Annotated in this window: 13 protein-coding genes; 1 reads left to right on the top strand and 12 read right to left on the bottom strand. The window is 61.8% G+C overall.

Annotated elements, in window-relative coordinates; genetic code table 11:
- Positions 1-48 precede the first annotated feature (48 nt).
- From bamA to EJ066_RS23045, 12 genes are all read right to left on the bottom strand, one after another.
- Positions 49-2,439, bottom strand: coding sequence for an outer membrane protein assembly factor BamA (gene bamA, locus EJ066_RS23100; RefSeq protein WP_126042021.1), 2,391 nt, complete (start codon positions 2,437-2,439; stop codon positions 49-51).
- A 217-nt stretch (positions 2,440-2,656) separates the two neighbouring features.
- Positions 2,657-3,799, bottom strand: coding sequence for an RIP metalloprotease RseP (rseP, locus tag EJ066_RS23095; protein ID WP_126042019.1), 1,143 nt, complete (start codon positions 3,797-3,799; stop codon positions 2,657-2,659).
- Positions 3,800-3,930: 131 nt separating this feature from the next.
- Positions 3,931-4,791 (bottom strand): phosphatidate cytidylyltransferase, encoded by an 861-nt coding sequence (locus EJ066_RS23090; protein ID WP_126042017.1) that lies wholly within the window; start codon positions 4,789-4,791, stop codon positions 3,931-3,933.
- Positions 4,788-5,519: an isoprenyl transferase gene (locus EJ066_RS23085; RefSeq protein ID WP_126042015.1), complete on the bottom strand. Its 732-nt coding sequence runs from the start codon at positions 5,517-5,519 to the stop codon at positions 4,788-4,790. The genes EJ066_RS23090 and EJ066_RS23085 overlap by 4 nt, the downstream gene beginning before the upstream one ends.
- A 28-nt stretch (positions 5,520-5,547) precedes the next feature.
- A complete protein-coding gene (gene frr, locus EJ066_RS23080) occupies positions 5,548-6,102 on the bottom strand; it encodes a ribosome recycling factor (RefSeq protein ID WP_126042013.1) in 555 nt (184 codons plus the stop codon).
- A gap of 131 nt (positions 6,103-6,233) precedes the next feature.
- Complete coding sequence (pyrH, locus tag EJ066_RS23075; RefSeq protein WP_126042011.1) at positions 6,234-6,956, bottom strand: UMP kinase; 723 nt, start codon at positions 6,954-6,956, stop codon at positions 6,234-6,236.
- A gap of 318 nt (positions 6,957-7,274) precedes the next feature.
- Positions 7,275-8,198 carry a translation elongation factor Ts gene (tsf, locus tag EJ066_RS23070; RefSeq protein ID WP_126042009.1) on the bottom strand — a complete coding sequence of 308 codons (924 nt, stop codon included), beginning with the start codon at positions 8,196-8,198 and terminating at the stop codon, positions 7,275-7,277.
- Positions 8,199-8,313: 115 nt separating this feature from the next.
- Positions 8,314-9,111, bottom strand: coding sequence for a 30S ribosomal protein S2 (rpsB, locus tag EJ066_RS23065; protein WP_126042007.1), 798 nt, complete (start codon positions 9,109-9,111; stop codon positions 8,314-8,316).
- Between the two features lie 178 nt (positions 9,112-9,289).
- Positions 9,290-9,901: a LysE family translocator gene (locus EJ066_RS23060; protein ID WP_126042005.1), complete on the bottom strand. Its 612-nt coding sequence runs from the start codon at positions 9,899-9,901 to the stop codon at positions 9,290-9,292.
- A complete protein-coding gene (locus EJ066_RS23055; protein ID WP_126042003.1) occupies positions 9,898-10,176 on the bottom strand; it encodes a DUF4031 domain-containing protein in 279 nt (92 codons plus the stop codon). The genes EJ066_RS23060 and EJ066_RS23055 overlap by 4 nt, the downstream gene beginning before the upstream one ends.
- Positions 10,177-10,236: 60 nt before the next feature.
- A complete protein-coding gene (locus EJ066_RS23050) occupies positions 10,237-11,541 on the bottom strand; it encodes a hypothetical protein (RefSeq protein ID WP_126042001.1) in 1,305 nt (434 codons plus the stop codon).
- Positions 11,542-11,663: 122 nt separating this feature from the next.
- Complete coding sequence (locus tag EJ066_RS23045) at positions 11,664-12,491, bottom strand: cell envelope integrity EipB family protein (RefSeq protein WP_126041999.1); 828 nt, start codon at positions 12,489-12,491, stop codon at positions 11,664-11,666.
- 138 nt (positions 12,492-12,629) lie between these two features.
- Here EJ066_RS23045 and EJ066_RS23040 point away from each other — a divergent pair, with 138 nt between their 5' ends.
- On the top strand, positions 12,630-13,094 hold the full coding sequence (locus EJ066_RS23040) for a RidA family protein (RefSeq protein ID WP_126041997.1): 465 nt from the start codon (positions 12,630-12,632) through the stop codon (positions 13,092-13,094).
- Positions 13,095-13,096 lie beyond the last annotated feature (2 nt).

Here is a 13,096-nt window from a genome sequence, read left to right as displayed (position 1 = left end):
TCACTCTCTTCCGGACCACAATGGCCCGGAAGCATCGATGTCCGCCAATCAGAAGCGGGTCGATATGCCGAAGTTGAATTCCTGCACGTCGTCGTCGTCTTCCTTCTTGACCGGGACCGCATAGTCGATGCGAATCGGACCGAAGGGCGACGCCCACATGAGACCGACACCGACCGAGGCACGCCATTCCATGCCGGTGCCCGCAATGGTTATATCGTTGGCCGGATTGCCATCGTTAAGGTGCCGGTTGATCTTGCTGCCATAAAGCGTTGCCGCATCAGCGAAGACCGCGCCGCGCAAACCGAAGCTCTCCGGAATGACCGGCATCGGGAATTGAGCCTCCGCCGAGGCATGGAAATAAGTAGTACCGCCGAGGTGATCGCCAGTCGTCGGATCCACAGGACCGATACCGCCATAGGCAAAGCCGCGAATCATGCGATCGTTGCTCTGGAAATGATCGAAGATGCGCAGGTCTTCGCTGCCATAGCCTTGGACATGGCCGGCACCGCCCGAAATCAGGCCCACCAGATCGAGCTGCTCCGACAATGTCTGGTAGACGCTGGTGCGCCCCGTCACCTTGACGAATTGGGCATCACCGCCGAGGCCGGCCACTTCCGTGGTCACATTGGCGTAGATGCCTTCATGCGGGTTCTTCATATCGTCGATGGTGTTATAGACCAAGCCGAGGCTGACCGATGACTTGAGCCACGGGCTTTCGTCAATACCTTCAAGGATTGCCTGAGAAACGTCGCATTTGAGGGGATCGTAATCGCCGGCGGTCTCGCAGCCTTCATCGAGCTTATACTTCTCCTGCGAGATATTATACGCGAGCTGCGTCGAGATGTTGTCGGTGATCGGCAGGCCGAAGCGCACCGTCGCGCCTGTCGTCTCGCTCTCGTAGTCGTCGTATTGCCTGGTCCGGTGGAAGACGTCGAAGCCGGCGGCAATACGACGCCCGAGGAAATAGGGCTCGGTGAAGGAGAACGCATAGTCGCGCGAATTCTTGCCGCCGCCCGCGGATAGCCTGATGAACTGGCCGCGCCCGAGGAAGTTGCGCTCGGTGATCGATCCTTCGACGGACGGGCCCGCCGTGTCGCCGCCGGTCGAATAGCCGGCGCCGACCGAGAACTCGCCGGTCGATTTCTCGACCACATCGACCACGAGCACGACCTGATCCGGCTCGGAGCCGGGCACAGTGGAAACCTCGACTTTTTCAAAATAATCGAGCGCTTCCAGCCGCTTCTTCGCGCGCTGGATGAGCACCTGGTTGAAGGCATCGCCCTCACTCACGTCGAATTCGCGGCGAATGACATAGTCACGTGTCCGGTCGTTGCCGCGAATCTCGATGCGCTCGACATAGGCCTTGGTGCCCTGGTCGATCGTATAGACAACCGAAATCGTGTGGTTCTCGAAATTGCGGTCGCCGCGCGGCGTCACCTGGGCGAAGGCGTACCCAGAACCGGCGACCTTCTCGGTCAGCGCGATGATGGTGTCCTCGACGTTCTTGGCGTTGTAGACATCGCCCTTGTGGGTCTCGACCACCGACTGCAGCGACGCGCCGTCGACCTCGGGAATCGTGCTCTCGACGCTGACGTCGCCAAATGTGTAGCGGTCGCCCTCCTGCACGGTGATGGTCACCGTGTATTTGTTGGTGGTTTCGTCGAGTTCGCCGACCGCCGAAATCACCTGGAAGTCGGCATAGCCGTGATTGTAGTAAAAACGGCGCAGCAGTTCCTGGTCGGCGCGCAGCTTGTCTTCGTCATAGACGTCGTCACGCAGCACGAACGAAAGGACGGACGAGCGCTTGGTAGAGATGACGTCGGACAGACGACGGCTCGAATAGGCGCTGTTGCCGACGAAATTGATCGCGGCGATCTGGGTACGGCCACCTTCGTTGATGTTGAAGACCACGTTCACGCGGTTGTCGCCAAGATCCATGATCTGGGTGGTCACGGCGGCGTCGTCGCGACCGATACGCCTGTAGGCGGCCTTGACCGCCTCGACATCAGCATCGAGCGCCTGCTGCGAGAACGTTCCGCGCGGCTTCAGCTGGACCGCAGCCGTCAGGGCGTTGTCCTTGAGCTTCTTGTTGCCCTGGAACAGCACCTGGTTCACGACCTGATATTCGGAAACCTTGATGACCAGCGTCGAACCGACCTGGTTGATCTGGACGTCCGAGAACAGCCCGGTGCCGAACAGCGCCTTGACCGCATCGTCGACATCGGAGCTGGAAAAGGCCTTGCCGGGCTTGATCGTGACATAGTTTCGGATCGTGTCGGCGTCGACACGCTGATTGCCGCTGACCTCAACCCTTGAAACAACAGCGGCCTCGGCCGCCGATGTGGCAACGAATTGTACTGCGAGCGCGCCTGGCACGACCAGGGCGGCGGACAGGGCCACCGCGGACGCGGCGCTCAGAAACTTGGATGTTGCCTTCATCGGGCTTTTGTACCTTTTCTCGAAGTCCCCACGGCGAGAAAACCGGACGTGCGGTAATTTCCCCTACCGTATTAACCGGATTTTCCCTACACGCAAGGCTCCTGGTTAATTTGTATTTACTTAACTCTGTTGCGTGGCTTTCGCGTCACGCATATCCCCACGCATGGTAAACGGCGTCTCAACGCTGGGTGTATCGAAGCCAAATTTCTTCATGATTTCAGCACCCAAACAGATCGTTCCAGAAAACAAACCCCATGAAGCCCAAGACGAGAAGCAGGCCGGCTCTATAGCCCATCTCCATCATCCGTTCCGACACCGGTCGCCGAATGACGGCCTCCACGCCGTAGAACAGGAGATGGCCGCCGTCGAGGGGGGGAATCGGCAAAAGGTTGAGAATACCGATCCCGACCGACAGCAAGGCAACGAGCTGCACAAGCCACTCGAAGCCCAGCTTTGCCGCCTGTCCCGACATCTTTGCGATCTTGATTGGGCCGCCCAGCTGGCATTTGTCCTCGCGACCGACGACGAAACGCTGCAGGAACTGACCGGTGCGCTGAATGATATATCCCGTCTCCTCGACCGCCGCCCCTACCGCTCCGACCGGGCTGTAGGTGATCAGCTTGGGTTGACCGAATTCCTGGTTGTTGACGACGCCGATTACGGCCACCTTGACCTTGTTGCCCAGCCCATCTTGCTGCTCCATCAGTTCCGGCGCCGCCGTAACGGTGACCTCCTTGCCGTCGCGCAGCATGACGAAGGTGATGGTATCCCCGCCGCGGCCTGAAACCAGACGCTGGACGTCGGAGAAGGTCTGGACCTTGCTGCCGTCGACGCTAACGAATCGGTCGCCAGGCAGAATGCCGGCCCTGGCCGCAGGACTGCCGGCGGTGACTTCAGCCACCATTGGCTCCATGACGGGTCGGCCGTAGGCGGAAAACAGCACCGCAAAGACGGCGATCGTCAGCAGGAAGTTGAATAGCGGCCCGGCCACCACGGTTGCCGCGCGCTTCCAGACCGGCTGCGTGTGAAAAGCGACCTTGCGTTCGGCATCGGTCAGCGTCTCGATCTCCTCCGAGCTGGGCTGGCTCGAGGTGGCGTTCATGTCGCCAACGAATTTGACGTAACCGCCGAGCGGTATGGCGCAGAGTTTCCAGCGCGTTCCGTGGCTGTCATTGAAGCCGAAGAGTTCCGGCCCGAAGCCGATCGAAAAGACTTTCACGCCGATGCCGCACCAGCGCCCGACGAGGTAATGGCCCATCTCGTGGACGAACACCACCACGGTCAGCACGAACAGGAAAGGCACCAGCGTGCCGAGCAAAAAGCCCTCCGTGCTGAAAACCGATTGAAGAATCCCGTTCAATTCATGCCCTCAAATTCATCCGCAGCATGTTCTTCCGCAACCAGTCTTCCGCAGCAATGATTGTGCCGCGACTGTGACATCAATCCAGGCGAATCCATGGCGCATCCTGCGCCAGCCAAGAACAATGCCGATCAAGCTGGAAACAGCCCCTGTGCCGGATGGTCGGCGGTCGCCGAAATCCAGCCGATGACGTACAGGGCGAAAGCCGCCGCGACAAGCCCGTCGACCCGGTCCATGACGCCGCCATGGCCAGGTATCAGCGTGCCCGAATCCTTGCGGTCATGGCGGCGCTTCACCCATGATTCGAAAAGGTCGCCGGCTTGGGCGACGATCGAAAGCACGAGCGCGACGGCACCGAGCACTGCGAGATTGCCGGCTCCGGCCGCAGCAGCCAAAAGCAACCCGGCGACCACGCCGCCGACGGCGCCGCCGAGTGCTCCGCTCTGCGTCTTGCCGGGCGAGATCGACGGCGCCAGTTTCGGGCCACCGACGGCGCGACCGACGAAATAGGCCGATATGTCGGTCGCCCAGACCACGGCGAACAGGAAGAGAATGGCAACGAGGCCGGGATGGTCGCCGTCGCGCAAAAGAGCAAGTGACAGGCCGGAAACGGCGGCATAGGCAAGGCCGGAGGCGTCCCATTGCCCCGTCTGGCGTATCGAGCTCTGGCGTATCGAGCTCTGGCGCATCGAGCTCTGGCGCATCGAAGCCGCGACCAGCGTGACAACGACCAGCACAGCCACAAGCAACAGCAGCCAGGGCGCCGGCAAGCCGGCGATCAAGGCGCCGATGAAGACCAGAAGCAGCGCTTCCGGCAGAAAACCAAGACTGGTGGCGGGGACCGGGCGGCACATCCGCGTCCATTCGTAAAAGATCAGGATCGTCATGGCGGCGCAAAGCAACCGGAAGGGCAGTCCGCCGAGCCAGGTCAGGCCAAGCGTGAAGACGGCAAGCACCACGGCAGAAATGACGCGAAGCTGGAGGTTGCTCATCCCTTGGCCGTCACAGCGACGTCTTGAGCGCCAAGCCCGCCGAAACGGCGCTCGCGGCCGGCGAAATCGCGCAATGCGTCGGCCAAATGCTCGCGGCTGAAATCGGGCCAGTAGCAAGGCAGGAAGACAAGCTCGCTATAGGCCGCCTGCCACAGAAGGAAATTCGACAGCCTGAGCTCGCCGCTGGTGCGGATGACCAGTTCCGGATCCGGAATGCCCTGGGTATCGAGAGAACCGGCGAAGGACTCGGCCGTGATCGCCTCGCTGTCGAGCTCGCCACGCGCCACGGCCGAGGCGAGCTTGCGCGCCGTGCGCACGATCTCGTCGCGCCCGCCATAGTTGAAAGCGATGACCAGAGTGAGCGCCTCGTTGCGAACGGTCAGCGCTTCGGCCTCTTCGAGCAGGGTCCTGATGTCAGGCTGCAGCCCTGCCCTGTCGCCGATGATCCTGACCCGTACGCCGTTCTGGTGCAGGTCGGCGAGATCGCGGCGGATAAAGAGTTTCAACAGGCCCATCAGGTCGCTGACTTCGGACTTCGGCCGCGACCAGTTTTCCGACGAGAAGGCGTAGACGGTCAGGAAGGAGATGCCGAGGCCAGGCGCGGCGCGCACCGTGTTGCGCAACGCCTCGACGCCGGCACGATGGCCGGCAAGCCGCGGCATGCCGCGCGCCTTGGCCCAGCGTCCGTTTCCGTCCATGATGATCGCGACATGCGCAGGGCTTGTCATAGTTTCGCTTTCGGATCGGACACCGACCCTAAACCTGCATGATTTCAGCTTCCTTATCGGAAAGCAGATGGTCGATGGTGCTGATCATCTCATCGGTGAGTTTCTGTACCTGGTCGGACCGCTTGCGATGGTCGTCCTCGCTGATGTCGCCGTCCTTTTCCGCCTTTTTGAGAAAGTCCATGCCATCCCGGCGCACGTGGCGCACCGCGACGCGCGCATTCTCGGCATAACCATGCGAGATCTTCACCAGTTCCTTGCGGCGCTGTTCGTTGAGCTCGGGCAGCGGAATTCTGAGATTGGTGCCGTCGACGATCGGATTGAAGCCGAGATTGGATTCACGGATGGCGCGATCGACCGCGCCGACCATCGACTTGTCCCAGACCGAAACCGAAATCATGCGCGGCTCCGGCACCGACACGTTTGCCACCTGGTTGATCGGCATGGTGGTGCCATAGGCTTGCACCTGGATCGCGTCGAGCAGGTTGCTCGACGCACGGCCAGTCCGCAGCGAAGCCAGATCGTGCTTGAACGCGGCTATCGCCCCGTCCATGCGCCGCTTGAGATCATCGTATTCGCCACTCATCGTCATCTCCTCGACCCGTTGGCCCGGGTTCACTGTTTCAGGGGTAAATCCCGTGTTCGAGCCCTCAATCCAGAAAACCGGCGCCCGCTTTTCGCTTACGCGGACCTTCGGTTCGGGATCTGTCTCTCCGATCAATCGTCCGCGACGACCGTGCAACGGCCGCCGCCCCTCAGAATATCGCCGAACCCACCCCTCTCGTGGATCGAATAGACGATTATCGGAATGTTGTTTTCCCGCGCAAGTGCAATCGCAGCCGTGTCCATGATCGAAAGGCCTCGTTCTATGACTTCGGCATGGCTGATGCGTTCGAAGCGCGTCGCGTTCGGCTCCTTCTTGGGATCGGCCGAATAGACGCCGTCGACCTGGGTGCCCTTGAACAGCGCATCGGCGCCGATTTCCGCAGCGCGAAGCGCTGCCGCCGAATCGGTGGTGAAGAACGGATTGCCGGTGCCGCCGGCGAAGATGACGACCTTTCCCTGGTTCATGTAGGCGGTGGCCTGGCGCTGCGAAAAGCTCTCGCAAAGCTCAGGCATGGCGATTGCCGACAGTACCACCGCGTCGACGCCGATCTTGTTCAGCGAGGTGCGCAGCGCCAGCGAGTTGATGACCGTGGCGAGCATGCCCATGTGGTCGCCGGTGACACGGTCTCCGCCCTTCGATGCAACGGCGACGCCGCGAAAGATGTTACCGCCGCCGATGACGACGCCGACCTCAATGCCCATGGCGCGGGCCTCGGCGATGTCGGCGGCGATGCGATCGACGACCGACACGTCGATGCCGAAATGCTGTTCACCCATCAGCGCTTCGCCCGACGCTTTCAGCAAGACACGTCGGTAGAGGGGCTTCACCGTCATCTGGTCCTCATCGTTAAGCCTACGAGCGTTCGGGGTGGCTGCCCTCGCGCAGGCGCTGCCCCAAGACATTGGCGTTCCGATACACGAAGGGCGCCTCGATGTCACGCGGCGCCCGAGCCGTAAAACGCTCTTCCAATCCTTAGCCTACGCCGGCAAAAGCACGTTGCATGAGCAGGTCCGGCAGCGAGCCGGACGGCTTGTCGTCGCCTGCCTGGCCTCATCGATACCACACAGAAAATCGGCCGGGCATCCCCTCGCGGACGCCCGGCCGTTAAAATCTTATGGTGATGGCGAGACGTAAGCTGCCGTGCTGGCAGCTTACTTCTTGACCGCCGCCGCGACTTCCGCCGCGAAATCGGTCTCTTCCTTCTCGATGCCCTCGCCGAGCGCGAACCGCAGATAGGCAGTGATCTTGGCCGGTGCGCCGATTTCTGTCTCGGCATCCTTCAGTGCTTTCTCGACGGTGATGTCGGGATTGAGCACGAAAGCCTGCTTGAGCAGCACGACCTCTTCGTAGAACTTGCGCAGGCGGCCCTCGACCATCTTCTCGATGATCGCTTCCGGCTTGCCGGACTGGCGCGCCTGGTCGGCGAAGATCGCCTTCTCGCGCTCGACCGCGGCTGCATCGAGCTGCTCCGTCGTCAGCGCCATCGGGTTGGTGGCGGCGACGTGCATGGCGACCTGACGGGCAAAGGCGTTGGCTGCCTGCGCGTTGCCTGTCGTTTCGATGGCGACCAGCACGCCGAGCTTGCCAAGGCCGTCGGCAACCGCGTTGTGGACGTAGGTTGCGACGGCGCCATGCTCGACAGCGAGCTTGGCCGAACGGCGAAAGCCAAGGTTCTCGCCGATCGTGCCGACGGCGTCCTTGATGGTGTCGGTGACCGACTTGTCCGAACCCGGATACGGGGCGGCCGCGACGGCCTCGGTCTTGCCGCCATAGGCAAGCGCGACCTTGGCAACGTTGGCGACGATCTCCTGGAACGCGGCGTTGCGGGCAACGAAGTCCGTCTCGGAATTGACCTCGACGACCGCTGCTTCACGGATACCGGAATCGACGCCGATGAGACCCTCGGCCGCGGTGCGGCCGGCCTTTTTGTCGGCCTTGGAAATGCCCTTCTTGCGCAGCCAGTCGACGGCTTCTTCCATGTTGCCGTTGGTTTCGTTCAACGCCGCCTTGCAGTCCATCATGCCCGCGCCGGTCAAGTCGCGGAGTTCTTTGACCTGTGCAGCCGAAATGCTCATTGTCGCCTCTTCGTTTAAAATGCACCGACGCACCACCGACTCGGTGATGCGCCTGGCGCCAGCGCTTAGCGCGCCAAAATATGAGAAAGATGAAGGCCGAAACCGGCCTTCGCTGTTACGCTTCCGGTGTCTCGGCAGCCGGTGTCTCAGCGGCCGGGGTCGTATCGAGTGCCGGCTCGACCGGAGCCTCGGCCAAGGCGCCGACGTCGACGCCGAGCGCGCCCTGCTGGCGGGCGATGCCGTCGATTGCAGCCTTGGCGATCAGATCGCAATAGAGCTGGATAGCGCGGGCCGCATCGTCATTGCCCGGGATCGGGAAGTCGATCTTGTCCGGGTCGCAGTTGGAATCGATGATGGCGACGACCGGGATGCCGAGACGCTTGGCCTCGAGGATGGCGATCGCTTCCTTGTTGGTGTCGATCACGAACATCAGGTCGGGCGTCGAGCCCATGTCCTTGATGCCGCCGAGCGCCTTGTCGAGCTTCTCGCGCTCGCGATCGAGGTTGAGGCGCTCCTTCTTGGTGAGCCCCTGGGCCTCGCCGGCCAGCATCTCGTCGAGCTTGCGCAGGCGCTGGATGGAATTCGAGATCGTCTTCCAGTTGGTCAGCATGCCGCCGAGCCAGCGGGAGTTGACATAATACTGGGCCGAGCGCTGCGCGGCATCGGCGACGATGTCGGACGCCTGGCGCTTGGTGCCGACGAACAGCACGCGGCCACCCTTGGCGACGGTGTCGGAAACCTGCTTCAGCGCCTGGTGCAGCAGCGGCACCGTCTGCGAAAGGTCGATGATGTGGATGTTGTTGCGGGCGCCATAGATGTAGGGCGCCATCTTCGGGTTCCAGCGGTGGGTCTGGTGGCCGAAGTGAATGCCAGCTTCCAAAAGCTGGCGCATGCTGAAATCAGGCAGAGCCATTCTTGAGTATCCTTTCCGGTTAGCCTCCACGGACACAGGCATTTTTGGACTTTGTCCTCGAACGCCACCGGAGGTTTCAGCCGGATTTCTCCCGGGCAGACACCAAAGTCCGTGTGTGGAATGAGCGCGCATATAGAGGGGATGCGCGACAAACGCAAGCGCTGCGGCGTCTTGCGGTTCAGCGTGCGGCGATCAGCGCACCGGTGCCGATCATGGCACCGCCCGCAAACCTGTTCATCAGATGCACGCGCCTCGGCGTCCTGAACCAGCCCGACGCCCGCCCGGCGAGCGCCGCATAGACACCCATGGTGAGAATGTTGACGCTGATCACCACTGCAACCACGAGCAGTCCGTCAGCGACGGTCATCGTGTCGAGGTCGAGGATCAGTGGCATGATGGAAGCGTGGAACAGGATCGCCTTGGGGTTGCCCAGCGCGATGGAAGCGCCGAGGAAAAACGATCGGGACAGCCTTGGCTGCACCGCCTGCAGGCCGTCCGGTTGCGCGGTGGCCGATCGCCACATCCTGATGCCGAGGAAGACCAGGTAGGCGGCACCTGCATATTTCAGGGCGAGAAACACCCATTCGAAGGTCTGTGCCAACGCCACGAGGCCGAGCAGCGCCAAAGTGACCAGCACCGCGTCGCCGGCGGCGATGCCAATGCCGGCCATGAAGGCGCGAACGAACCCGCGTGAGATGCCGTTGGTGATGACCGCAAACATCGCCGGGCCAGGCGTGGCGGCGGCAAGCGTGATAGCTGCGCAGTAAGCCAGAAATGCCGTCAAAGTCATGGCCGTATCTTCCCTTTCGGTATCTTCACCCGCCGGAAGACCGCAACGATCTCCTCGCGGCTGCATTCGATGGCGCCAAGCCGCACCGCGCGGTCGCGCTCGAAGCCGGTTATGTCATAGTGCGGCGCCGATGTCTTCGGCGGCCCCTGATAGGACGAGCGCTTGACGCCGAGCTGTGCTGCAAAACGGTGCAGCTCTTCGGTATCGTCGGCCAGCAGATGACACCAGCGGTGGCCGACCCATTTCCAGATCGCCGCGTCGACATAGACCGCCATGGGGCTTGCCGTACTCCTTCATCTTGCGCCGACATCTTGTGCCGAACCGGGCTGCGTTGATCAGGAATCGCGATGATAGAAGGGATTCGGATAGAAAATGAAGCCGCCGCCGGCCTCGACGTCGGCGACGATTGCGGTGATGGTGTCCTGCATGCGGTGACGCAATTGCGCAAGCGCGTCTTCGATCGAGCCGCGACAGGTGTGCAGCCCCAACGGCTCCGGCACCCGGATGTGGGCGCGGCGCGGCCCAGCCGGTTGCGGCACGAAGCGGTTGATCGTGTCGCGCAGCTTACCCTTGCAGTAGTCGTTGCGAATACGCTTCAGATGCTCGGCGATCTCCTCCTGGGTGATGCGCGGGTTGGCCGAGGCCCATGGTCCGACGCGTTGGAGACGCTGGATCGTGTCCGCCAGCGCACGGACCTGCTTTTGCCCTTCGGCGTTTCCCGTATTGTCCCGCAGCCAGCGGCGCGACCGGCGCAAAAGCTCGGCGATCTCATTGGCGCCGGGATCGACCGAAATACGCTCCCCGAGGCGCCGGCTCAGATCGAGCAGCAGTTGCTTCTGACGCGTGGCATACGAAGCCTGCTCGTCGGGCACCTTGCCGCAGGCAATCTCATCGCGCGACAGCAGCGTTGCATAGATGTGGTGAACGCGCTCCGGCAGCGTATCGGCGGGATTGCGTTCGATCGTCAGGCTTTTCTCGACATAGGCGCATTCCTGCGCCAGCGCCGGCTCGACATTTTTGGTGAAAGCGAGCTTCCAGACAACCGGCGCGATCCAGACCTTGAAGTCCTGGTCCGCAGCCCGGCCGCGCTTGAGCGCTTCGGACGCCATCTCGACCGCGCCCGGAAGCAGCGGACCGACGACATTGGCATGCCAGCCGACGCCGCCTTCGGGATGGAGGAGCACGCCATGCCCTTTCAGCGCCCAGGCGACCGAGTGTTTCTTGGCAGCAGTGCTGTTGCCGGGAATCTGGGCGATCAGATTGTTGGCCAGCCAGAATTTCTGCATGATCCGGCCGAGGCCGTTGACGACGCCATGCGTGGCCCAGGATGCAGCAAGCGGGCTTGACCGCGAGACGATCTCCTTGTCGATCATCCAGTCGGTAAAGAATTCCGGATGGTTGGGCGTGATGAACGTCGCCTTGCCTGCGCCGCAACAGGCCTTCAGCCGCTGCCGGTCGTCGACCGGAAAGTCGATGTGGCGGACATTGGCGACGCCGCGCAATCCGGCCAGGCGGTTGAACGGCAACAGGTCGCGAAACCCGGGAATGCCGTGCAGCATGACAACCCGGTTGATGATCGTCATGATTCTGATCAGCGCCGGATTGGGCTTCGGCGCCACGAACACATCGATTCTGCTCACCCTGCTTCCCCGCTGGATTGACGCCGGCGGAAAAGGTGAGACGCAATTGCGGCGTGTTCAAGTCGTTTGCCGCCCTGCGGCGCGCATGGATAACTCGAGCGGTAGTTTGCGGCAGCTGAGCCCTATTTCGGCGGACAGGTTTTCGGCTGATCGAACAACGACAGATTGACCAGCTTGCCGGTCATCGAGAAGTCGTTGTAGTCCATGACGAGGTCGCGCGTGAGGCCGTTCTCATGCAGCTTGAAGCTGATCCGGTATTCCGGCACCTCCTCGCCTGACTTGTCGGTGTCGTCGAAGTAGGCGATGTCGACCGGCCAATATTGGTCGGTGGCGAGTTTAGCCAGTGCCGACGCTTCCGGGTCGGTCTTGTCGGCATCGGTCTTCTTGCCGACGACGACGGTGGTGGTCATTACCTTGTTGGCATCTTCCGAGCCGTCGAACAGGTTGGTTTCATAGAAATTTTCGCCCTTTTCGGCCTTGTCGATCAGTTCGACCAGATGCTGGGTCGGAAACTGGGTGGCCGCCAATTCGAGGCTGCTCTTCTCCGGCTTGTCGATATCGACCTTGAGGCCCTTCGCCTCCTTCGTCGCGGTGCCCTTGACCTCCTTTTCGAGGTTCTGGTCGACGAAGGATTTTGTCACGAACGAGAAGGTCTTGCCTTCGGCGTCCTCGAAAGTGGTCGTTTGCTGATCGGTCAGCCTTGTATTGTCGTTGGTGACAATCTGGGTGACGAAGCGGAACTTCACCGTGTAGCCTTCGCAAGGCGAGCCGTTGAACTCGTAGACCATGCGGCCGGTGATGCCGGAGATGCCGGAGCGATCGGAGGCCTTGTCCAGGCTGAGGTCATAGACAGCGCGATGCGCCTGCAGCGTCGGCACGGCGAAAGCAGGAGCCACCGCGAATAGCGTGGGCAGCAGGACAGCGTGGAATGCGAGGCGCGTCGCGCTCATACGGGGCTCCGATCATAGCGGCTGATGGCAGGCCGCAGGGAAAGATGGTCCAGCTTAAAAAAAGTCGTGGCGGAAGCGAGGCAAAAATAGCAATTTCGGCCCGGCCTGCGCGGCGTCTTCAAGCAATAAGGAAATACCATGGGTGAAACAATCGAAAAGCGGCTAAGCGATCTCGGCGTGACGCTTCCTGTCGCCGCCGCGCCCGCCGCCAACTACGTGCCCTATTGCAGGTCAGGCAATCTGCTGTTCACCGCCGGGCAATTACCGCTCAAGGAGGGCAAGCTGCAGGCCAGCGGACTGCTCGGCCGCGATGTCGACACCGCAGGCGGCAAGGAGGCGGCAAAATACTGCGCGATCAACATATTGGCGCAGGCCAAGGCGGCGCTTGGCAGCCTCGAGAAAATCCGTCGGCTGGTGAAGATCACCGTCTTTGTCGCATCAGTGCCGGATTTCGTCGAGCAGCACCTGGTTGCCAACGGCGCCTCCGATTTTCTGGTCGCGGTGCTTGGCGATCGCGGCAAACACGCCCGCGCCGCCGTCGGGAGCGCCTCGCTGCCGCTTAATGCCGCAGTGGAAATCGAAGCCGTCTTCGAAGTCGAATGAAC

This window comes from Mesorhizobium sp. M9A.F.Ca.ET.002.03.1.2 (assembly GCF_003952365.1).
Lineage (GTDB): Bacteria > Pseudomonadota > Alphaproteobacteria > Rhizobiales > Rhizobiaceae > Mesorhizobium.
Note: the sequence above shows the minus strand (reverse complement) of the source record. Positions and strands in the feature narration are given on the sequence as shown.